The 20,124-nt window shown below is 69.2% G+C and carries 20 protein-coding genes; 7 read left to right on the top strand and 13 right to left on the bottom strand.

The window, feature by feature from the left end:
• The first annotated feature begins 7 nt into the window (after window positions 1-7).
• From rnc to nagZ, 6 genes are read left to right on the top strand one after another with little or no spacing between them, the layout of a single operon-like run.
• Entirely contained in the window at window positions 8-706 is a 699-nt protein-coding gene (gene rnc, locus QTI68_RS30080; RefSeq protein ID WP_286510148.1) for a ribonuclease III, read from the top strand.
• Window positions 703-1,656: a GTPase Era gene (gene era, locus QTI68_RS30075; RefSeq protein ID WP_286526852.1), complete on the top strand. Its 954-nt coding sequence runs from the start codon at window positions 703-705 to the stop codon at window positions 1,654-1,656. Before rnc ends, era begins: the two co-directional genes overlap by 4 nt.
• Window positions 1,657-2,415 (top strand): DNA repair protein RecO, encoded by a 759-nt coding sequence (gene recO, locus QTI68_RS30070; RefSeq protein ID WP_286526851.1) that lies wholly within the window; start codon window positions 1,657-1,659, stop codon window positions 2,413-2,415. It begins immediately after the preceding gene.
• Between the two features lie 8 nt (window positions 2,416-2,423).
• The gene (locus QTI68_RS30065) at window positions 2,424-3,167 is read left to right on the top strand and encodes a pyridoxine 5'-phosphate synthase (RefSeq protein WP_503011759.1); all 744 of its coding nucleotides are present in this window, start codon (window positions 2,424-2,426) and stop codon (window positions 3,165-3,167) included.
• Window positions 3,168-3,186: 19 nt separating this feature from the next.
• The gene (gene acpS / locus QTI68_RS30060) at window positions 3,187-3,582 is read left to right on the top strand and encodes a holo-ACP synthase (protein ID WP_286526849.1); all 396 of its coding nucleotides are present in this window, start codon (window positions 3,187-3,189) and stop codon (window positions 3,580-3,582) included.
• Window positions 3,579-4,646, top strand: coding sequence for a beta-N-acetylhexosaminidase (gene nagZ, locus QTI68_RS30055; RefSeq protein WP_286526848.1), 1,068 nt, complete (start codon window positions 3,579-3,581; stop codon window positions 4,644-4,646). Before acpS ends, nagZ begins: the two co-directional genes overlap by 4 nt.
• A gap of 4 nt (window positions 4,647-4,650) precedes the next feature.
• Here nagZ and QTI68_RS30050 read toward each other — a convergent pair whose 3' ends face one another.
• The 4 genes from QTI68_RS30050 to QTI68_RS30035 form a co-directional block, all read right to left on the bottom strand.
• Window positions 4,651-5,160, bottom strand: coding sequence for a YgjP-like metallopeptidase domain-containing protein (locus QTI68_RS30050; RefSeq protein ID WP_286526847.1), 510 nt, complete (start codon window positions 5,158-5,160; stop codon window positions 4,651-4,653).
• On the bottom strand, window positions 5,157-6,455 hold the full coding sequence (locus QTI68_RS30045) for an Hsp70 family protein (RefSeq protein WP_503011761.1): 1,299 nt from the start codon (window positions 6,453-6,455) through the stop codon (window positions 5,157-5,159). The genes QTI68_RS30050 and QTI68_RS30045 overlap by 4 nt, the downstream gene beginning before the upstream one ends.
• Entirely contained in the window at window positions 6,449-8,011 is a 1,563-nt protein-coding gene (gene lysS / locus QTI68_RS30040; RefSeq protein ID WP_286526844.1) for a lysine--tRNA ligase, read from the bottom strand. Before lysS ends, QTI68_RS30045 begins: the two co-directional genes overlap by 7 nt.
• Window positions 8,012-8,265: 254 nt before the next feature.
• The gene (locus tag QTI68_RS30035; protein WP_286526843.1) at window positions 8,266-8,913 is read right to left on the bottom strand and encodes an LON peptidase substrate-binding domain-containing protein; all 648 of its coding nucleotides are present in this window, start codon (window positions 8,911-8,913) and stop codon (window positions 8,266-8,268) included.
• A gap of 49 nt (window positions 8,914-8,962) precedes the next feature.
• On the opposite strand from QTI68_RS30035, the gene QTI68_RS30030 reads away from it, so the two are divergent.
• Window positions 8,963-9,520 carry a YggT family protein gene (locus QTI68_RS30030; RefSeq protein WP_286526842.1) on the top strand — a complete coding sequence of 186 codons (558 nt, stop codon included), beginning with the start codon at window positions 8,963-8,965 and terminating at the stop codon, window positions 9,518-9,520.
• Between the two features lie 15 nt (window positions 9,521-9,535).
• On the opposite strand, the gene accD is transcribed toward QTI68_RS30030, so the two are convergent.
• The 9 genes from accD to leuD all read right to left on the bottom strand — a co-directional run bounded on the left by accD (window position 9,536) and on the right by leuD (window position 20,123).
• A complete protein-coding gene (gene accD / locus QTI68_RS30025) occupies window positions 9,536-10,408 on the bottom strand; it encodes an acetyl-CoA carboxylase, carboxyltransferase subunit beta (protein ID WP_286510133.1) in 873 nt (290 codons plus the stop codon).
• A gap of 22 nt (window positions 10,409-10,430) precedes the next feature.
• Window positions 10,431-11,264, bottom strand: coding sequence for a tryptophan synthase subunit alpha (gene trpA / locus QTI68_RS30020; RefSeq protein ID WP_286526841.1), 834 nt, complete (start codon window positions 11,262-11,264; stop codon window positions 10,431-10,433).
• Window positions 11,264-12,538, bottom strand: a complete 1,275-nt coding sequence (trpB, locus tag QTI68_RS30015) for a tryptophan synthase subunit beta (protein ID WP_286526839.1) — start codon at window positions 12,536-12,538, stop codon at window positions 11,264-11,266. The genes trpA and trpB overlap by 1 nt, the downstream gene beginning before the upstream one ends.
• A 49-nt stretch (window positions 12,539-12,587) precedes the next feature.
• Window positions 12,588-13,268 carry a phosphoribosylanthranilate isomerase gene (locus tag QTI68_RS30010; RefSeq protein WP_286526838.1) on the bottom strand — a complete coding sequence of 227 codons (681 nt, stop codon included), beginning with the start codon at window positions 13,266-13,268 and terminating at the stop codon, window positions 12,588-12,590.
• Window positions 13,265-14,077 (bottom strand): tRNA pseudouridine(38-40) synthase TruA, encoded by an 813-nt coding sequence (gene truA, locus QTI68_RS30005; protein WP_286526837.1) that lies wholly within the window; start codon window positions 14,075-14,077, stop codon window positions 13,265-13,267. Before truA ends, QTI68_RS30010 begins: the two co-directional genes overlap by 4 nt.
• 26 nt (window positions 14,078-14,103) lie before the next feature.
• Window positions 14,104-16,776: a FimV/HubP family polar landmark protein gene (locus tag QTI68_RS30000; RefSeq protein WP_503011758.1), complete on the bottom strand. Its 2,673-nt coding sequence runs from the start codon at window positions 16,774-16,776 to the stop codon at window positions 14,104-14,106.
• A 249-nt stretch (window positions 16,777-17,025) separates the two neighbouring features.
• Complete coding sequence (gene asd, locus QTI68_RS29995; protein ID WP_286368400.1) at window positions 17,026-18,168, bottom strand: aspartate-semialdehyde dehydrogenase; 1,143 nt, start codon at window positions 18,166-18,168, stop codon at window positions 17,026-17,028.
• An 86-nt stretch (window positions 18,169-18,254) separates the two neighbouring features.
• Window positions 18,255-19,343 carry a 3-isopropylmalate dehydrogenase gene (leuB, locus tag QTI68_RS29990; protein ID WP_286368401.1) on the bottom strand — a complete coding sequence of 363 codons (1,089 nt, stop codon included), beginning with the start codon at window positions 19,341-19,343 and terminating at the stop codon, window positions 18,255-18,257.
• Window positions 19,344-19,469: 126 nt separating this feature from the next.
• Window positions 19,470-20,123 carry a 3-isopropylmalate dehydratase small subunit gene (gene leuD / locus QTI68_RS29985; RefSeq protein WP_286526835.1) on the bottom strand — a complete coding sequence of 218 codons (654 nt, stop codon included), beginning with the start codon at window positions 20,121-20,123 and terminating at the stop codon, window positions 19,470-19,472.
• Between the last annotated feature and the right edge of the window lies 1 nt (window position 20,124).

The following is a 20,124-nucleotide window of genomic DNA, read 5'->3' as shown; positions in this document are numbered from 1 at the left end:
TTTCCCCGTGACCGACGGCGGCCTCGTCGCGCTGCAGGCGCGCCTCCAGCATTCCTTCGCCGATGCACGGCTGCTGCAGCAGGCGCTGACGCACCGCAGTTTTTCGGCTGATCACAACGAGCGGCTGGAGTTTCTCGGCGACTCGGTGCTGAACCTGGCGGTGTCGCACCTGCTCTACGCGCGGCTGGCGACCCTTCCGGAAGGCGACCTGTCGCGGGTGCGCGCCAACCTGGTCAAGCAGGACACGCTGCACCAGCTGGCGCTCAAGCTGGCGCTGTCGCCCTTGCTGCGGCTGGGCGAGGGCGAGTCGCGATCGGGCGGCCAGAACCGGCCGTCGATCCTGGCCGATGCGCTGGAGGCGGTGATCGGCGCCGTCTACCTCGATGCCGGCTACGCGGCGGCGCAGGCGCTGGTGCACCGGCTCTACGAGTCGGTGGCGATCAGCCCGCGCATGGAGGCGGCCTCCAAGGACCCCAAGACCGAATTGCAGGAATGGCTGCAGGGTCACAAAATGAAGCTGCCCGCCTACCGCGTCGTCGGAACGCTGGGGGCGGCACACAAGCAGACTTTCGATGTCGAATGCGAGGTGCCCGACCTGGGCCTGCGCGAACGCGGCATCGGCGGCTCGCGCCGCGCCGGCGAGCAGGCCGCCGCGGCGGCCATGTTGATCCGGCTCAAGGCGCGAGGCGCGAAGGCAACCCCATGAACGAAGTGAACGAATCCATCCTCCCCCCGGCCAGCGACGGCGCGGAGGGCGCCCGCCGCTGTGGCCTGGTGGCGATCGTCGGCAAGCCCAACGTGGGCAAGTCGACCTTGCTCAACGCCCTGGTCGGGCAGAAGATCAGCATCACCTCGCGCAAGGCCCAGACCACCCGGCACCGCATCACCGGCATGCGCACGCTGGGCCCGACCCAGTTCGTCTTCGTCGACACGCCGGGCTTCCAGACCCTGCACGCCAATGCGCTCAACAAGTCGCTCAACAAGACCGTGCAGGGCGCGGTGGGCGATGTCGACCTGATCCTGTTCGTGGTCGAGGCCGGCAGTTTCACGCCGGCCGACGAGCGCGTGCTCAAGCTGCTCGGCAAGGGCATCCCGACCGTGCTGCTGGCCAACAAGCTCGACAACGTGCACCGCCGCGGCGACATCGCCCCCTGGCTGCAGACCATGCAGCAGAAGCACGAGTTCGCCGAATTCGTGCCGATGTCGGCCAAGAACGCGAAGGATGTCGAGCGCCTGTTCGGCATCTGCGAGAAGTACCTGCCCGAGCAGGACTGGTTCTATGCCGAGGACGAACTCACCGACCGGAGCGAGAAGTTCCTGGCCGGGGAACTGGTGCGCGAGAAGCTGTTCCGCCTGACCGGCGACGAACTGCCCTACACCTCGACCGTCGTGATCGACAAGTTCGAAGAAGAACCGCCCCAGAAGAAGGGCCAGAAGCGGCTGCTGCGGATCGCCGCCACGATCGTGGTCGAGCGCGACGGCCACAAGGCGATGGTCATCGGCGACAAGGGCGAGCGCATCAAGCGCATCGGCATGGAAACGCGCGTCGAGCTCGAGAAGCTGGCCGACGCCAAGGTGTTCCTCGAGCTCTGGGTCAAGGTGCGCTCGGGCTGGGCCGACGACGAAGCACGGGTCCGCTCCTTCGGATACGAGTGAGTGGCCGTCAAGCGCGTTTCGCATGAACCGGCCTATGTGCTCCACCGCTACGACTGGAGCGAGACGAGCCTGATCCTCGAGGTTTTCACGCGCCACCTGGGGCGGATCGCGCTGGTGGCCAAGGGGGCCAAGCGGCCGAGCTCCAACTTCCGGCCGGTGCTGCTGCCGCTGCAGCCGCTGCAGCTCAATTTCACCGGCGAGGCCGAGATCCGGACGCTCAAGGCGGCCGAATGGATGGGCGGCCACGTGATGCCGACCGGCGAGGCGCTGCTGTCGGGCTACTACGTCAACGAACTGCTGATGCGGCTGCTGGCCCGCGACGATCCGCACGAGCTGCTGTTCGACGCCTACGCGGCGGTGGTCCAGGTGCTGGCGAGCGACCATGGGACGGCGCAGGCGGCGACCCAGGCGGCCGGGCTGCGGGCCTTCGAGCTGCTGCTGCTGCGCGCGGTCGGGCTGCTGCCGTCGCTGGACGCCCAGACCGCCACCCTGACGCCGCTGGCGCCGTCGGCGCGCTATGCGCTGGTGCCCGAGGCCGGGCTGCGCCAGGCCGACGACACCGAGCCGGCGCTGCGGGCCGCCGAATGGGAGGCCCTGCAGGCGGCGCTGGACGATCGGGCGCCTTTCGCCTCGACGCTGCGCGTCTGCGCCGGCATCAACGGTGCGCTGCGCACCCAATTGCGGGTGCTGCTCAACTACCATTGCGGCGTCGCAACGCTGCACACGCGGCAGATGATGCGGGATCTGCAAGCCCTATGAGCACTCCTATGTCCACAGCCCTGTCCGTCAACCTCAACAAGGTCGCGCTGGTGCGCAACACGCGCCCGCTCGGCATCCCCAGCGTGCTGTTCGCGGCCGCTCTGTGCCTGGACGCCGGCGCGCACGGGATCACCGTCCATCCGCGCCCCGACGAGCGCCACATCCGGCCGCAGGACGTGCGCGACCTGGCGGGCCTGCTCAAGAAGGACTGGCCGGCGGCGGAGTTCAACATCGAGGGCAATCCGTTCCACAACCTGATGGAGTTCGTGCGCGAGCTGCGTCCGCACCAGGCGACCTTCGTCCCGGACAGCCAGACCCAGGCGACCAGCGACCATGGCTGGAGCTTCCCCGAGGACGCCGAGCGGCTGCGCCCGCTGGTCGCCGAGACCCGGGCGCTGGGCGTGCGCGTGAGCCTGTTCATGGACCCGGCGCCCGAGATGATGGCGGCCGCCAAGGCGGTCGGCGCCGATCGCGTCGAGCTCTACACCGAGGGCTACGCCGCCTCGCGCGACACCTCGAAGGCGAGCCAGGTGCTACAGCTCTACGCGGAGGCGGCGCGCGCCGCACAGGCAGTCGGGCTCGAAGTCAATGCCGGCCACGACCTGAGCCGCGACAACCTGAGCGAATTCCTGCGCGCGGTGCCGGGCGTGCGCGAAGTCTCGATCGGCCATGCCTTCGTTTCCGATGCGCTCGAACTGGGCTATGCCGCGGCGACCCGCGAGTACCTGCGCCGGATCGAAGAAGCGCGATAGACAGAAAGACGACGCTGGCGTGATCTACGGCATCGGCACCGACATCTGCGACATCCGGCGCATTGCCGCCACCTTCGAGCGCCAGGGCGAGCGCTTCGCCCACAAGGTGCTTGGCGAGGCCGAGTTCGCGATCTGGCAGGCCCGCAGCGCGCGCTGGCCGAAGCGCGGCCTGCGCTACCTGGCAACCCGCTTCTCGGCCAAGGAGGCCTTCAGCAAGGCGGTCGGCATGGGCATGCGGATGCCGATGAGCTGGCGGCTGTGCGAAATCCTCAACGAGAAGAGCGGCAAGCCCGTGATCGTGCTGCACGGCGGCCTCAAGGACTGGTTCGAGGCCGAGGGCTTGAGCGCCCATGTGACCGTGACCGACGAAACCGACTATGCGGCGAGCTTCGTCGTGGTCGAACGCAAAGAATGACCGACAAGACCTTGCACGCGCCCCTGATCATCGATGTGGCGGGGACCGAACTGAACGCGGCCGACCGCCGCCGGCTGGCCGATCCCCTGGTGGGGGGCGTGATCCATTTCGCCCGCAATTGGAACGACCGGGCACAGATGACGGCGCTCAATGCCGAGATCAAGGCGATCCGACCCGACATGCTGGTCTGTGTCGACCACGAAGGCGGCCGGGTCCAACGCTTCCGAACCGACGGCTTCACGCGCCTGCCGTCGATGCGCACGCTGGGCGAGCTCTGGATGCGCGACCCGCTGCGCGCGGCGCAGGCGGCGGTCGCCTGCGGCCGGGTGCTGGGGGGCGAACTGCGGGCCTGCGGCGTCGACTTCAGCTTTGCGCCGGTGCTCGACCTGGACTACGGCGAGAGCAGCGTGATCGGCGACCGCAGCTTCCATCGCGATCCGCGCGTGGTGGCGCTGCTGGCGCGCAGCCTGATGCACGGGCTGCTGCAGGCCGGCATGGCGCATTGCGGCAAGCACTTTCCGGGGCACGGCTTCGTCAAGGCCGATTCGCATGTCGCGATCCCGGTCGACCGGCGCAGCCTCAAGGCGATCCTCGCGGACGACGCGCGGCCCTACGAATGGCTCCAGGGCACGCTCGCGGCCGTGATGCCGGCGCATGTGATCTATCCCAAGGTCGATGCCCGTCCGGCCGGTTTTTCGGCGAAATGGCTGCAGCAGGTGCTGCGCGGCAAGCTCGGCTTCGACGGCGCGGTGTTCAGCGACGACCTCAGCATGGAGGCGGCACGCCGGATCGACGGCCAGGTCTTGAGCTACACCGACGCGGCGCTGGCCGCGCTCGACGCCGGCTGCGACCTGGCGCTCCTGTGCAACCAGAGCGTGGGGGAGGGGGCGGCGCTCGACGCGCTGCTCGACGGCATGGCCGCGGCCCGGCACAGCGGACGCTGGCGGCCGGACTCGGCCAGCGAGCGGCGCCGCCGCAGCTTGCTGCCGCGCGGCCCGGCGCTCGACTGGGCAGGGCTCCAGGCCTCTTCCGACTACGTCCAGGCCGTGGGCTTGCTGCCCTGAGCCTTCAGACGGACGGCGTCCACAGCCGCTCGCCGCCGCCGTCGAGGTGCGTCAGGTACAGCCGGAGATCGAACTCGTGCTGGTGGTAGTCGGGCTCCATGTGCATGCAGAGCTTGTAGAAGGCCTTGTCGTGTTCGCGCTCCTTCATGTGCGCCAGCTCGTGCACGACGATCATCCGCAGCCACTCGATCGGCACTTCCTTGAACAGGCTGGCCACCCGGATCTCGCGCTTGGCCTTGAGCTTGCCGCCCTGCACGCGCGAGACCGTGGTGTGGGTGCCGAGGGCGTTGCGGATCACGTGCAGCTTGTTGTCGAACACCACTTTCGAGAGCGGCTCGGCGTTGCGCAGGAATTCGCTCTTCAGGTCGCTCACGTAGTCGTAGAGCGCGCGGTCGGTGCGGATCTCGTGCGGGGCGACGTAGCGCTTCTGCAGCCAGTCGCCGAGCTTGCCTTCGGCGAGGAGTTTCTCGACCTGGGCGCGCAGCGCCGCGGGGTACGCGGCGAGGTACTTCATGCGGGTTGCGGCGTCCGCTTGCCGGGGGTGGCCGAAGCGGCCGCGGCCGCATAGGCCAGGCCGGCCGCCACGCCGCCGAACAGGTCGCCTTCGACCAGGTCGACGCCGGGGAAGGCCGCGCGCAGCGCGCTCTGGAACGGGCGCAGCGCCGAGGAGCCCCCGGTCAGGTAGATGGCGTCGAGGTCGCTGGCCTGGAGGCCGGCGCGCTGCACGCAGTCGCGGGCGCAGGCGACCACGCTGTCGAGCAAGGCCGACAGGTGTTGCGCCATGTCGACCGCGCTCAAGGCGGCCTGCAGGCCGCGCTCCGCGCACGACAGGTCGATCGATACCTCGCCGTTGGTCATCGAGGAGCGGATCTTGGCCTCCTCGACCTCGCTGGCGACGCGGTGGCCCTCGCGGTTCACGAGCACGTTCATGAGGCGGTCGTGCAGCCGCGTGTCGAGGTAGCTGCTGCGCAGTTCCTGCACCTGGCGAACCGACTTCGGCGCCTGCAGCCAGTTGATCAGGTGCCAGGTCGAAAGGTCGAAGAAGGTGCGGCTCGGCACTTCGCGGCCCTGTGGCCCGTGATGGCGGAAGCCCAGCAGCGGCATGGCGCAGGCGAGGCTGAGCCGCTGGTCGTAGTCGGTGCCGCCGATGTGCACGCCGGTGGTGGCCAGGATGTCGCTCGCGCGATCGGGGTGGCCCATGCGCTCGGGGCCGAGCCGAACCACCGTGAAGTCGGAGGTGCCGCCGCCGATGTCGACGATCAGCACCAGCGATTCGCGCGTCACGCGGCGCTCGAAGTCGAAGGCGGCCGCGATCGGTTCGTACTGGAACGAAACCTCGCCGAGTCCGGCGTTTTCGGCCGCCTGGCGCAGCGAGGCTTCGGCCTGCGCGTCGCGCTTGTCGTCGTCGTCGACGAAGCGGATCGGACGGCCGATCACGACCCGGCCCGGATGCGCGCCGAGCTGCTCGCGCGCCCGGCTGCCCAGCTCGGCCAGGAACAGCGTGATGATGTCCTCGAAGCTGACCAGCTGGTTGTCGATCTCGGTCGGCTCCTGCATCAGCGCGCTGCCCAGGATGCTCTTGAGCGAACGCATCAGCCGGCCTTCGGTGCCGGCCAGGTAGAGCGCCATCGCCTCGCGGCCGAAATGCGTGCTCCGGTCTTCGGAATTGAAGAAGATCGCGGTCGGGATCGCGATGGCCGAGCCTTCGAGCAGCAGCGGACGGGCGCGGCCGTCCTCGCCGACGAAGGCGGCGGCGGAATTCGACGTCCCGAAGTCGATCCCGATCGCGGGTGCGGGCCGGCTCAAGATTCGCGGCGCAGGGCCGGGAACAGGATCACGTCGCGGATGCTCGGCGAGTCGGTCAGGAGCATCATCAGGCGGTCAATGCCGATGCCGCAGCCGCCGGTGGGCGGCATGCCGTATTCGAGCGCGCGCACGAAGTCGTGGTCGTAGAACATGGCTTCGTCGTCGCCGCTGTCCTTGGCCGCCACCTGGGCGTTGAAGCGCGCCGCCTGGTCCTCGGCGTCGTTGAGCTCGCTGAAGCCGTTGCCGAACTCGCGGCCCGTGATGTAGAGCTCGAAGCGCTCGGTGACCTCGGGGCGCTCGTCGTTGGCGCGCGCCAGCGGCGAGATCTCGGTCGGATGCTCCATGATGAAGGTCGGCTGCCAGAGCTTTTCTTCGACGGTTTCCTCGAAGTACATGACCTGCAGGCTCGCCAGGCTGCGCTGCGAAAGCTTGTCCTTTTCTTCGCTGAGGCCGAGCTTGCGCAGGGCGTTGACCAGCCAGCCGGCGTCGTCGACGTTGGCGCCGGCGTCGGTGTGCTTCAGGATCGCCTCGCGGATCGTCAGCCGCTCGAAGGGCTGGGCGAGGTCGACCGGCTTGCCCTGGTATTCGAGCTGCTGGCTGCCCACCGCCTTGTCGGCGATGGTGCGGATCAGCGTCTCGGTGAAGTCCATCAGGTCGCGGTAGTTCCAGTAGGCCGCATAGAACTCCATCATCGTGAATTCCGGGTTGTGCCGGACCGAGATGCCTTCGTTGCGGTAGCTGCGGTTGATCTCGAACACGCGCTCGAAGCCGCCGACGATCAGCCGCTTGAGGTACAGCTCGGGCGCGATGCGCAGGAACATCTCCTGGTCGAGCGCGTTGTGGTGCGTCTTGAAGGGCTTGGCGTTGGCGCCGCCCGGGATCGGATGCAGCATCGGCGTCTCGACCTCGAGGAAGTCGTTGGCCACCATGAACTCGCGCAGCGCACTGACGGCCTTGCTGCGCGCCGCGAAGCGCTCGCGTGCGGCGCCGTCGGTGATCAGGTCGACATAGCGCTGGCGGTACTTCTGCTCCTGGTCGGCCATGCCGTGGAACTTGTCGGGCAGCGGCCGCAGGCTCTTGGTCAGCAGGCGCAGCTGCGTGACCTTGACCGACAGCTCGCCGGTCTTGGTCTTCATGAGCGTGCCGACGGCGCCGATGATGTCGCCGAGGTCCCAGCGCTTGAAATCGGCGTAGGCCTCTTCGCCGATCGCGTCGCGCTGGACATAGAGCTGGATGCGGCCGGTGGCGTCCTGCAGGGTGGCGAAGCTGGCCTTGCCCATCACCCGCTTGAGCATCATGCGGCCGGCCACGCTGACCTCGATCGGCGTGGCTTCCAGCACCTCGGCCTCGGTCTCGCCGTGGGCGGCGACGAGCGCCGCCGCGCGGTGGCCGGGCTTGAAGTCGTTCGGGAACGCGACGCCCTTGCCTTCCGCCTGCGCGCTGCGCAGCGCCTTGAGCTTCTCGCGCCGTTCGGCGATGAGCTGGTTGTCGTCGACGGCGGGCGCCGATGCGGGGGCCGCGGCAGGCGCGGGAACGGAGGGGGTCAGGTGGTCGGACATGGGCGCTGGAGTGGGGGCGCGGCAAAAAGCGCGCAACCCGCCATTTTAACGGGCGAAGGCCGAGCGCGATCGCATGCAGGGGGCCCAGGCCGGCGCCGGGCCGCCCCAAGGCGGCCTGCGGCCCCCTCGGGGGGCAGCGACCCACACGAAGTGGGGGAGCGTGGGGGCCACGGCCGGCGCCGGGCCGCCCCAAGGCGGCCTGCGGCCCCCTCGGGGGGCAGCGACCCACACGAAGTGGGGAGCGTGGGGGCCAGCTACTTTGCGATGCCGGCCCGCGCAAGGAGGTCGCTGACGAGTTCGAGGCGCATCAGCGGGCTGTCGAGCGCCATCAGCCTCTGCTTGAGCTCGGTTTTCATCGGCAGCAATTCGCACCAGCGGTTCGCGACCCAGCCGCAATCCTCGAAACGGTAGGGCTCGGCGATCGGCAGCCGCACGCCATCGCCGCCTTCCATGCGGCGCCGCTCCTCGAGGGTGTCGACCAGGCGCCGGAGGGCGTCGGCCGTGTGCTGGAGATCCTCGGGCAGGGCCAAGGAAACGTCGTCGGGGACGGCGTCGACCTCGGCGGTCCAGAGGCCATGCTTCTGCAGTTCGCTGGAGCGCAGCCGGAAGCGTTGCGTGCCGACGCATTCGATCTGCATCAGGCCGGCCTGCGGGGCGTCGAATTCGCGGATCACGGCCAGCGTGCCGATCTCGGCGAAGGACTCGGCTTCGGCGCCGGGCCGGCGAACCTCCTGGCCCTGCGTCAGCGAGACGACGCCGAAAGGGGCGCCATTGCGGTGGCAGCGGCCGATCATGTCGAGGTAGCGGACCTCGAAGATGCGCAGCGGCAGCAGGCCGTCGGGAAACAGCACCGTGCCGAGCGGGAACAAAGGGAGGGCGCGCAGAAGGGGTTGTGTCGTCATCGATGAACCTTGGCGTGGCTATCATCGCATTCCTTCACGACCAAGCGCCATGTTCTATCAGATCCCCTCGTTCCTGCTCGACGTGATCGTCGGCCTCCTGGGCGGCGCCTGCCTGCTGCGTCTCTACATGCAATACCACCGGGTGCCATTCGGCAATCCGCTCGGGCGCTTCGTGTTCGCGGTCAGCGACTGGATCGTGCTGCCGCTGCGCCGCGTGATTCCGTCGGTGAAGCGCTGGGACCTGGCCAGCGGCGTGGCCGCCTGGCTCCTGGTGCTGGCCAAGTTCCTGCTGCTGTGGCTGCTGCTGGGCGGCATCGGACGCTGGGCCGTGCTGCCGCTGGTGTCGCTGATCGGGCTGCTTCAGCTCGCAGTGTCCGGGCTGACCGCGCTGCTGATCGTCCATGCGGTGCTGTCCTGGGTGCCCAATGCGTCGTCGATGCTGCACGACCTGATCGCGCGCCTGGCCGAACCCCTGGTGCGCCCGCTGCGCCGCTTCATTCCGCTGGTCGGCGGCGTCGACCTGTCGGTGCTGGCCGCGATCGTGCTGCTGCAGGTGGTCGCGATCGTTCTGGGCAACCTGATGCAGGGCGCCTTCACGCTCGGGTGAAGGCGCTCGGCGCGGCTAGTCCACCGCGTCGGCGGGCTGGCGAAGCAGCATGGCCAGGGTGCTGGCGATGGTCTTGCGCAGTTCGCGGCGGTCGCAGATGAAGTCGACCGCGCCCTTGGTCTGCAGGAACTCGGCGCGCTGGAAGCCCTCGGGCAGGGTCACGCGCACGGTCGATTCGATCACGCGCGGGCCGGCGAAGCCGATCAGCGCCTTGGGCTCGGCGATCACGACGTCGCCGACGAAGGCGAAGCCGGCGCTCACACCCCCCATCGTCGGGTCGGTCAGCACGCTGATGTAGGGCAGGCCCTTCTTGGCCAGGCGGGTGAGCGCCGCATTGGTCTTGGCCATCTGCATCAGCGACAGCAGGCCTTCCTGCATCCGCGCGCCGCCGGTGGCGGTGAAGCAGACGAAAGGCACCTTCTGCTCGATGGCCGTCTCGACGCCGCGCACGAAGCGCTCGCCGACCACGCTGCCCATGCTGCCGCCCATGAAGTCGAACTCGAAGCAGGCGACCACCAGGTTGATGCTGTGCACCGAGCCGCCGATGACCACCAGGGCATCGGTCTCGCCGGTGTTCTCGAGCGCTTCCTTGAGCCGCTCGGGGTACTTGCGGCTGTCCTTGAACTTCAGGGCGTCGACCGGCAGCACTTCCTGGCCGATCTCGTAGCGGCCCTCTGGGTCGAGGAAGGCGTCGAGACGCGCCCGCGCACCGATGCGGTGGTGGTGGCCGCAGCTCGGGCAGACGTTCTGGTTGTGCTCCAGGTCGGTCTTGTAGAGCACGGTTTCGCAGCTCGGGCACTTGATCCAGAGGCCCTCGGGCATCTGGCGCCGCTCGCTCGGGTCGGTCGGCGTGATCTTGGGGGGAAGCAGTTTTTCAAGCCAGCTCATGGTGCTCCTTCGTTGGCATGGATTATCCGCCAGTCGCGGACCGCGGCAGGGCGTCGAGCGCCTGGCGGATCCCGGCCAGGAAGTCGCGCACCGCCGGCACCACCGCGTCGCGCGGCTGGCCGTCGATCAGCTGGATGATGCGGGTGCCGATCACGACCGCGTCGGCGGCCGCGCCGACCGCCTGGGCCGTGCCGGCGTCGCGGATGCCGAAGCCCACGCCGACCGGCACGCCCACGTGCCGGCGGATGCGCGGCAGCATGCGGCCGACGGCGTCGGTGTCGAGGTGGCCGGCGCCGGTCACGCCCTTGAGCGAGACGTAGTAGACGTAGCCGCTGGCGATCCGGCCGACCTGCGCCATGCGCTCGTCGGTGCTGGTCGGGGCCAGCAGGAAGATCAGGTCGATGCCATGGGCCTTCAGGGCGGCGGCGAAGTCCTCGCATTCCTCGGGCGGGTAGTCGACCACCAGCAGGCCGTCGACGCCGGCCGCGGCGGCGTCGCGGATGAAGGCGCCCTTGCCGTGCACGCCGTCGTAGCGTTCGACCGGGTTGGCGTAGCCCATCAGCACCACGGGCGTGGCCTGGTCCTGCTCGCGGAAGGCGGTGACCATGGCCAGCACCTGCTTCATGCCGACGCCGAGCGCCAGCGCGGCCTCGCCGGCCTGCTGGATCACCGGGCCGTCGGCCATCGGGTCGGAAAACGGCACGCCGAGCTCGATCACGTCGGCACCAGCGGCGACCATGCCGTGCATCAGCGCGGGCGTGATGTCGGCATAGGGGAAGCCGGCCGTCACGTAGGGGATCAATGCCTTGCGGCCCTGTTTCTGCAGGGCGTCGAAGGTGGCAGCAATCCGGCTCATCACTTGCCTCCCTTCACTTGCAGGCCGCGCATCGACGGCCGGTCGTAGAAGTCGACCCCCGACAGGTCGGCCACGGTGCCGATGTCCTTGTCGCCGCGGCCCGAGAGGTTGACCAGGATCGACTGGTCCGGCCGCATGGTCTTCGCCAGCTTCATGGCGTAGGCGAAGGCGTGGCTCGATTCGAGCGCCGGGATGATGCCTTCGGTCCGGCACAGGTAGTGGAAGGCCTCCAGCGCCTCCGTGTCGGTGATGCCGACGTACTCGGCGCGGCCGATGTCGGCCAGGTAGGCATGCTCGGGGCCGACGCCGGGATAGTCCAGGCCGGCGCTGATGCTGTGGGTTTCGGTGACTTGGCCGTCGTCGTTCTGCAGCAGGTAGGTGCGGTTGCCGTGCAGCACGCCCGGGCTGCCGCGCAGGATCGAGGCCGAATGCTTGCCGCTGTCCAGGCCTTCGCCGGCGGCCTCGACCCCGATCAGCCGTGTGCGCTCGAACGGGATGTACGGGTGGAAGATGCCCATCGCGTTGCTGCCGCCGCCGACGCAGGCCACGACCACGTCGGGCTGGCGGCCTTCGGCCTCGCCCGTGATGCCCTGCGCCGCCAGCATGGCCGGCATCTGCGCGATGCACTCGGTGCCGATCACGCTCTGGAAGTCGCGCACCATCATCGGGTAGGGGTGAGGGCCGGCCACCGTGCCGATGATGTAGAAGGTGTTCTCGACATTGGTGACCCAGTCGCGCATGGCTTCGTTGAGCGCGTCCTTCAGGGTCTTGCTGCCCGATTCGACCGGCACCACGGTGGCGCCGAGCAGGTTCATGCGGTAGACGTTCGGGCTCTGGCGCTTGACATCCTGGCTGCCCATGTAGACCACGCATTCGAGGCCATAGCGGGCGCAGATGGTGGCCGTGGCCACGCCATGCTGGCCGGCGCCGGTCTCGGCGATCACGCGCGGCTTGCCCATGCGCTTGGCGAGCATGGCCTGGCCGATGGTGTTGTTGACCTTGTGGGCGCCGGTGTGGTTCAGGTCCTCGCGCTTCAGGTAGACCTGGGCGCCGCCGATCTCGCGGCTGGTGCGTGCCGCATGGTAGATCGGCGAGGGACGGCCGACGAAATGCGCCAGCTCGTAGTGGAATTCGGCGAGGAATTCGGGGTCGTCCTTGTAGCGGGCGTAGGCATCGCGCAGTTCGCTGATCGCGTGGGTCAGCGTCTCGCTGGCGAAAGTGCCGCCGTAGATGCCGAAATGGCCGCTGGCGTCGGGTTGCTGGTAGGTGTCCATGGTCTCGATTCGTTGGGCCGGCGCCCGCGGATCGAGGCGGGGCAGCCAGCTAGGGAAGGGCATCGGCCGCACGCACGGCGGCCACGAATGCGTGAATCTTCTCGGCGTCCTTCAGGCCCTTGGCGGCCTCGACGCCCGAACTCACGTCAACGGACAGCGACTTGCAGCGCGTCCGCAGCTGACGAATGCCATCGCCCACGTTTGCAGGTGCGAGCCCACCACTCAAGACGAGGTGAGCGTCGACGGCGGGTGGAAGAAGTGACCAATCGAATGCCTTGCCGCCACCGCCATAGGCTTCGACATGGGCGTCGAGCAGGATGGCGTGGGCGCGGGAGTAATCGGACGCGTATTTTACGAGGTCGAAGGAAGCCCCGGCGGCGCCGAGCGGAATCCGGGCCGCGCGCATGAAGCGGTGGCGGCCGCGGCCGCTGGCTTCCCAGCAAAGTTCGGGCGATTCGTCGCCGTGGAACTGGGCCATGGCACCGGCCACGCGCGCCAGTGCATCGAGAGTCGCCGGCACCGATTCGTTGACGAACAGCAGCACCGGCGTCACGAAGGGCGGCAGCCGCGCGGCCAGCTCGGCGGCGCGCTCGACGCTCACCGCGCGCGGGCTGGCGGGATAGAGCACGAAGCCGATCGCATCGGCGCCGGCCCCGATGGCGGCGTCGACGTCGGCCTCACGCGTCAGGCCGCAGATCTTGATGCGGGTACGGGCGGACGGGGCGTTCATGGCGGACCATCATACGCAGCACCTCCGGCCTGCAGCGTCGCCTGCGGCGGCAGGCCCCAGCCGGCGTCGTACAACGGGCCGAGGAAATACAGGCCGGCCGGCGAGAAGGTCGGCGCCGCCACCACCCGGCTGCGCGCGGCCAGCACTTCGGCCATCCACTCGGGCGGCGCGTCGCCGCGGCCGATGCGCACCAGGCAGCCCATGATGTTGCGGATCATGTGGTGCAGGAAGGCGTCGGCCTCGAACTCGAAATGCCAGCGGCAGCGTTCGCCCTCGCCATGGCGCGTGATCGCGATGCGGCGCAGGTCCTTGACCGGCGAGCGCGCCTGGCAGGCCGAGGCGCGGAAAGAGCTGAAATCGTGCTGCCCGACCAGGATGGCGGCGGCGGCCCGCATCGCATCGCCGTCGAGCGCATGCATCGTCCAGCCGACCCGGCCGGCGTCCAGGCTCGGACGCACCGGCGATTGGGACAGCACGTACAGGTAGCGGCGGGTCAACGCGCTGGCGCGGCAGTGGAACTGGTCGGGCACCGGCTGTGCCCATTGGACCGCGATGTCGGGCGGCAGGAACCGGTTGGTGCCGCGGACCCAGGAGAAGGGCGTGCGCTCGACCGAGGTGTCGAAGTGCACCACCTGCATCAGGCCGTGGACGCCGGTGTCGGTGCGGCCGGCGCACAGTGTCGAGATCGGCTGGGCGGCAAACTGGGCCAGGGCCGCCTCGAGCTTGTCCTGCACCGTGAGGCCCGAGAGCTGGCTTTGCCAGCCCTGGTAGGCCTGTCCGTTGTAGCGGATACCGAGGGCCAGCCTCACAGCGGAATCGGCGGCCGCATGGCCGCTCAGCGCAATTGGCCGAGCAGTTGCTTGGCTTCGGCCTTGATGTCGCCGGCGCTCTCGGCGGCGACTTCCTCGACCAGCGAGCGGGCGCCTTCGACGTCGCCCAGCGCCTTCAGTTCGCGGGCCAGCGACAGCTTGATCGCGTGCGGGTTCTCGTTGCTGTCGTCGATCGTCTCGAGGCGGCCGCGCTCGGTGTCGGGCGGGTTGCGGTTCGACAGGCCGGCCAGCGAACTCATGTCGAATTCGATGAAGCCGGAGTCGGCGGGCAGGCCGGCACGCAGCGGTGCGGGCTGGGTGCGCTCTTCGTCGGCGTGCGGCGAGGAACGCGCCATCGGCTCGAGCGCGCCGGGCGCGGTATCGAAGTCGTTCTCGAGGTCGAGGCGGCTGATGGCCGGGGCGGCCGGCTGGTGGCCGTTGAGCGGCGCCGTGACGGTGCTCGGCAGCTCGGCGGCGGCCGGGACCGGCTTGTGCACCGGGGCCGGCGTGATCGGCAGGCTGGCCGTGATGGGTGCCGGGGCGGTCGCGGCCGGTGGCGTGCTCAGCTCGAGATCGAAGTCCAGCGGTGCCACCGAGGGCACGAAGGCCGGCGGCGGCGCTTCGACTTCCGGCGCGGGCGCAAGCGGGGCGGGGGCGCTGGCGGCTGCCAGCGTGCCGGCGAAGGCGGCGGCCTCGGCGGCGGACACGCCACCCCGGCTGCCGGTCTCGTACAGCGGATTGCCCGGATCGAGGTCCTTGCCGAGTTCGACCACGCGATTCCAGTCGCTGCCGGTACCGCCGGTGAGCTTGTGGACGTCGGCGGCGAGCGCTTCGTAGGCGCGCAGGTCGCGGCGCTTGGCGTGGATCTCGAGCAGCTTGAGGTGGATGGCGGTGCGTTCCGGATTGACCCGCAGGGCCTCACGCAGGATTTCCTCGGCCTGCAGGTCGCGGCCATAGGCGAGGTAGACGTCGGCTTCGGCCACCGGATCGACGTCGCCGGCGTCCAGTTGGCTCGGCGAATACGACAGCGACGACACCACCGAGTTGCCGCGGTTCTTGGTGTCGACCGATTCGCCGCCGCTGGCGCCGAAGAAGGAGTCCTTGGGGATGCGGCTTTCGATGAAGACGCTGTCGCCGGCATCGCGGCGCTTGCGGCCGAGCACGCGGTAGAGCAGGAAGCCGATCAGCAGGGCGATCAGGGCGGCCGCTCCGGCCATCAGCGGGTTGTCGAGGAGTTCGGAGAAGAAGCTCTGCTGCGCGGGCGGCGGCGGAGGCGGCGCCTTGACGGCCGGCTTGGCCGCGGCGGCGGGCGGCGCCGCCGCGGGTGCGACGGCGGCCGGCGCGGCGGCGGCAGCCACCGTCGGCGCGACCACGGCCGGCGTTGTCGCCGCGGCCGGGGTTGCGGGCGCAGCGGCGCTGGGCGCAGGGCTGGCGGCCGGCGCAGGTGCGGCAGCGGCCGGCGCAGGTGCGGCAGCGGCCGGCACAGGCGCGGCAGCGGCCGGCGCAGGTGCGGCAGCGGCCGGCACAGGCGCGGCAGCGGCCGGCACAGGCGCGGCTGCGGGTGCCGCCGGCGCGGGAGCCGCCGCTGGAGCCGGAGCCGCTGCCGGTGCCGCGGGCGCGGCACCGGTGGCGGCCTGGATCTTGTTCAGCTCGGAGATGTTCTTGGACAGCTCGGCCACGCGTGCATTGCTGGCCTGCGCCTGCTTCGCCTGGGCGATCTGCTCTTCGGTCGGGCGGCCCGGGGCGAGGCCCTGGGAGATCTTGAGCTTGTCACTGGATGCGTTGGCCGCGTTGCGGTCCTCGACGTTGGCTTGCAGCTTGCCGGAGGTCTGGCGATCGGCGTCGGCGACCTTCGAGGTCGGCGCATTGTCGGCCAGGCGGCGGCGGTATTCGCCGAAGTCCTGGCTCTGGGCCGTCACGGTGCGGCGGGCTTCGGCCGCCGGGACGGCCTCCGCCTGCGGTGCGCCGGGCAGTTCGAGCACCGCACCGGCCTTGATCCGGTTGACGTTGCCGCCGATGAAGGCGTTCGGATTGGCGCGCAGCAGCGCCACCAGCATCTGATCGAGCGAGACCTCGGCCGGCTTGTAGGCGGCCGCGATCTTGCTGGCGGTATCGCCCGGCTGGACCTTGACCTGTTCGCCGTTCGAAGTGCGGACCGTGCCGCTGTCCGCAGCGGCTGGCGCGGGTGCGGCCGCGGCGACCGGGCGTTCGCGCCGCACGGGAGGTGCCTGCACTTCGGCCGGCAGGACGCGCTGCAGGGGGGCGGCGGAGATCTGCGGTGCCACCGGCGCCACCGGCGCGGCTGCCTGCCGGCTGGTCGGCGGGTCGAGCAGGACGGTGTAGTCGCGCACGATGCGTCCCGAACCCCAGTTGGCTTCGAGCAGCAGGTCGACGAAGGGCTCGCTGACCAGGCGGTTGCTGGTGAGGCGGACCACGTAGCGGCCGTCGGCGCGCTTCTGGACGCCGACGCGGACGTCCGACAGCGCCGCGTTGTAGGGAACGCCGGCGGCACGGAAGGCCTCGGCCGAGGCGATGTTGACCTTGAGGCTGTCGGCTTCGGCGGCCGTGATCTCGGTGACCTCGATTTCGGCACGCAGCGGTTCGCCCAGCGCCGACTGCACATTCAGCCGTCCCAGCGCGAGTGCGCTGGCGTCAGCGGCCAGGCCGCCGCCGAGAGCCAGGGCGACCGCCGCGCTCAACAGCGTGAGCTGACTCCGGCCAGGGGTCGTCGAACTCGGGGAGGTGGCCGAAAGGCGGGCCGCAGGCAACGGTTGTCGTGTCATGCTGGTAGGGGCAGCTCGGCCCAAAAGTGTAAGGGGACGTTAACATCAACACCCTGCACTGACAAGGCGACAAGGCTTATCTACCCAGTGCGTGCAAACTTCGTCATGCATTTGCCGTTGCTGTTGAGCAACGGCGCGGGCACCCGAAGGCGCCCGCCAGCCGGTTCAGGCCTCCAGCAGGATGCGCAGCATGCGGCGCAGCGGCTCGGCGGCGCCCCACAGCAGCTGGTCGCCGATCGTGAAAGCGCCGACGTATTCGGGGCCCATGGCGAGCTTGCGCACGCGGCCGACCGGGATCGACATGGTGCCGGTGACGGCCACCGGCGTCAGGTCCTTGACGGTCGCCTCGCGGGTGTTCGGCACCACCTTGACCCATTCGTTGTCGGCGGCGATCAGGGCCTCGATGTCGGCCACGGGCACGTCCTTCTTGAGCTTGAAGGTCAGCGCCTGGCTGTGGCAGCGCATCGCGCCGATGCGCACGCAGAAGCCGTCGACCGGCGTGGCCGCGGTGCCGAACTGCGCGCCCTGGCCGAGGATCTTGTTGGTCTCGGCGCCGCCCTTCCATTCTTCCTTGCTCATGCCGTCGCCCAGGTCCTTGTCGATCCAGGGGATCAGGCTGCCGCCCAGCGGGGCGCCGAAATTGGCCGTTTCGGCGGCGCTCAGCGATTGCTGCTTGGCCAGCACCTTGCGGTCGATCTCGAGGATGGCCGACTTCGGGTCGTCGAGCAGGGAGCGCACCTCGGCGTTGATCGTGCCGAACTGGGTCAGCAGCTCGCGCATGTGCTGTGCGCCGCCGCCGGAGGCCGCCTGGTAGGTCATGCTGGTCATCCACTCGACCAGGCCGGCCTTGTAGAGCGCGCCGACGCCCATCAGCATGCAGCTGACGGTGCAGTTGCCGCCGATCCAGTTCTTGCCGCCCTTGGCGAGCGCGTTCTGGATCACGGGCAGGTTGACCGGATCGAGCACGATGATCGCGTCGTCGTTCATGCGCAGCGTGGACGCGGCGTCGATCCAGTGGCCCTTCCAGCCGGCGGCGCGCAGCTTGGGGAACACCTCGGTCGTGTAGTCGCCGCCCTGGGCGGTGATGACGATGTCGCACTTCTGGAGCGCGGCGATGTCGTGGGCGTCCTTGAGCGTGGTCTCGTTCTTGGCCATCGCCGGGGCCTTGCCGCCGGCGTTGGAAGTCGAGAAGAAGACCGGCTCGATCAGTCCGAAGTCGCCTTCGGCCTGCATCCGGTCCATCAGGACCGAGCCGACCATGCCGCGCCAGCCCACGAGGCCGACCAGAGGTTGATTTGCGTTCGCCATTTCAATTTGCCCTTGTGAAAAAAGAAAAAACTTCTCTTTGCGCCCGGCTCGTCAGAGCCGGGGAGGGCGTGACGAAGCGGGCTGGTTTAGCCGGTAATCGTCTTTTTGGTGATGGCAGCCACCACGGCGTCGCCCATTTCGCGGGTGCCGACCTTGGTGGTGCCCGCGGACCAGATGTCTGCCGTGCGCAGCCCCTGGGCCAGCACGGATTGGACCGCCGACTCGATCCGGTCGGCAGCCTCGGGCTGGTTGAGGGAGAAACGAAGCATCATGGCAGCGGACAGGATTGTAGCCAAAGGATTGGCAACCCCTTTGCCGGCAATGTCGGGCGCACTGCCGTGGCTGGGCTCGTAGAGGCCCTGGTTGCTGGCGTTCAGCGAGGCCGAGGGCAGCATGCCGATCGAGCCGGTGAGCATCGCGGCCTCGTCCGAGAGGATGTCGCCGAACATGTTGCCGGTGACCACGACGTCGAATTTCTTCGGTGCCTTGACCAGTTGCATGGCCGCGTTGTCGACGTACATGTGGTCGAGTTCGACGTCCGGGTACTCCTTGCCGACCTCGGTCACGATGTCCTTCCAGAACTGGAAGGTCTCGAGCACGTTGGCCTTGTCGACGCTGGTCACGCGCTTGCTGCGCTTGCGCGCCGCCTGGAAGGCGACGTGGGCGATGCGCTCGACCTCGGGGCGCGAGTAGCGCATGGTGTCGAAAGCTTCCTCGGCGCCCGGGAAGTGGCCGTCGACCGCGGTGCGGCGGCCGCGCGGCTGGCCGAAGTAGATGTCGCCGGTCAGCTCGCGGATGATGAGGATGTCGAGGCCCGAGATCAGCTCGGGCTTGAGGCTGGAGGCGCCGACCAGCTGCTCGTAGCAGATCGCCGGGCGGAAATTGGCGAACAGGCCGAGGTTCTTGCGCAGGCCCAGGATGGCCTGCTCGGGACGCAGCGAGCGCTCGAGCTTGTCGTACTTCCAGTCGCCGACGGCGCCGAACAGCACGGCGTCGGCTTCCTTCGCCAGCTTGAGGGTGGCCTCGGGCAGCGGATGGCCGTGGGCCTCGTAGGCGGCGCCGCCGACCAGGGCCGACTCCATCTCGAACTTGAGGTCGAGCGTTTCGAGCACGCGGATGGCTTCGGCGACGATTTCGGTGCCGATGCCGTCACCGGGGAGGACTGCGATTTTCATTGTGAACGGAGAGTTGAGGTTGATGAGTGGTGGCTCAGGCCGGCGCCGGGCCGCCCCAAGGCGGCCTGCGGCCCCCTCGGGGGGCAGCGACCCACACGAAGTGGGGGAGCGTGGGGGCCATATACCTTAGGCGTCGAGCATCGTGTGCGCCAGCCAGGGCTTTTGCGCCAGGCGGGCGGCCTCGAAAGCCTTGATCTTGTCCTTGTGGCGCAGCGTGAGGCCGATGTCGTCGAGGCCGTTGACCAGGCAGTACTTGCGGAAAGCCTGGACGTCGAAGGCGAATTCGCCGCCGTCCGGCTTGATGACCACTTGGCGCTCGAGGTCGATCGTCAGGCTGTAGCCCGGGAAGGCGAAGGTCTGGTCGAACAGCTGGGCGACCTGCGCTTCGGGCAGCACGATCGGCAGCAGGCCGTTCTTGAAGCTGTTGTTGAAGAAGATGTCGGCATAGCTCGGCGCGATGATCGCGCGGAAGCCGTACTGGTCGAGCGCCCAGGGCGCATGTTCGCGCGACGAGCCGCAGCCGAAGTTCTGGCGTGCCAGCAGGATCGATGCGCCGGCGTAGCGCGGCTGGTTCAGCACGAAGTCGGGGTTCGGCTTGCGCGATGCCGGATCCTGGCCCGGCTCGCCCGGATCGAGGTAGCGCCAGGCGTCGAACAGGTTCTGGCCGAAGCCGGTCTTCCGGATCGATTTCAGGAACTGCTTCGGGATGATCGCGTCGGTGTCGACGTTCTCGCGGTCCATCGGTGCCACGAGGCCCTTGTGTACGGTGAATTTTTGCATG

Origin of the sequence: Variovorax sp. J31P207 (genome assembly GCF_030316965.1) — a bacterium.
GTDB lineage: Bacteria > Pseudomonadota > Gammaproteobacteria > Burkholderiales > Burkholderiaceae_C > Variovorax > Variovorax ginsengisoli_B.
The sequence above is the reverse complement of the archived record's forward strand: the minus strand, read 5'-3'. Positions and strand labels throughout refer to the sequence as shown.

Coding starts and splice junctions, on each gene's coding strand:
- QTI68_RS30030 (WP_286526842.1), top strand. CDS start 8,963: ATGTTCTATCAGATCCCCTCGTTCCTGCTCGACGTGATCGTCGGCCTC.
- accD (WP_286510133.1), bottom strand. CDS start 10,408: ATGAGCTGGCTTGAAAAACTGCTTCCCCCCAAGATCACGCCGACCGAC.
- leuB (WP_286368401.1), bottom strand. CDS start 19,343: ATGAAAATCGCAGTCCTCCCCGGTGACGGCATCGGCACCGAAATCGTC.
- QTI68_RS30010 (WP_286526838.1), bottom strand. CDS start 13,268: ATGAACGCCCCGTCCGCCCGTACCCGCATCAAGATCTGCGGCCTGACG.
- lysS (WP_286526844.1), bottom strand. CDS start 8,011: ATGTCCGACCACCTGACCCCCTCCGTTCCCGCGCCTGCCGCGGCCCCC.
- QTI68_RS30035 (WP_286526843.1), bottom strand. CDS start 8,913: ATGACGACACAACCCCTTCTGCGCGCCCTCCCTTTGTTCCCGCTCGGC.
- QTI68_RS30050 (WP_286526847.1), bottom strand. CDS start 5,160: ATGAAGTACCTCGCCGCGTACCCCGCGGCGCTGCGCGCCCAGGTCGAG.
- era (WP_286526852.1), top strand. CDS start 703: ATGAACGAAGTGAACGAATCCATCCTCCCCCCGGCCAGCGACGGCGCG.
- trpA (WP_286526841.1), bottom strand. CDS start 11,264: ATGAGCCGGATTGCTGCCACCTTCGACGCCCTGCAGAAACAGGGCCGC.
- nagZ (WP_286526848.1), top strand. CDS start 3,579: ATGACCGACAAGACCTTGCACGCGCCCCTGATCATCGATGTGGCGGGG.
- leuD (WP_286526835.1), bottom strand. CDS start 20,123: ATGCAAAAATTCACCGTACACAAGGGCCTCGTGGCACCGATGGACCGC.
- trpB (WP_286526839.1), bottom strand. CDS start 12,538: ATGGACACCTACCAGCAACCCGACGCCAGCGGCCATTTCGGCATCTAC.
- asd (WP_286368400.1), bottom strand. CDS start 18,168: ATGGCGAACGCAAATCAACCTCTGGTCGGCCTCGTGGGCTGGCGCGGC.
- QTI68_RS30065 (WP_503011759.1), top strand. CDS start 2,424: ATGTCCACAGCCCTGTCCGTCAACCTCAACAAGGTCGCGCTGGTGCGC.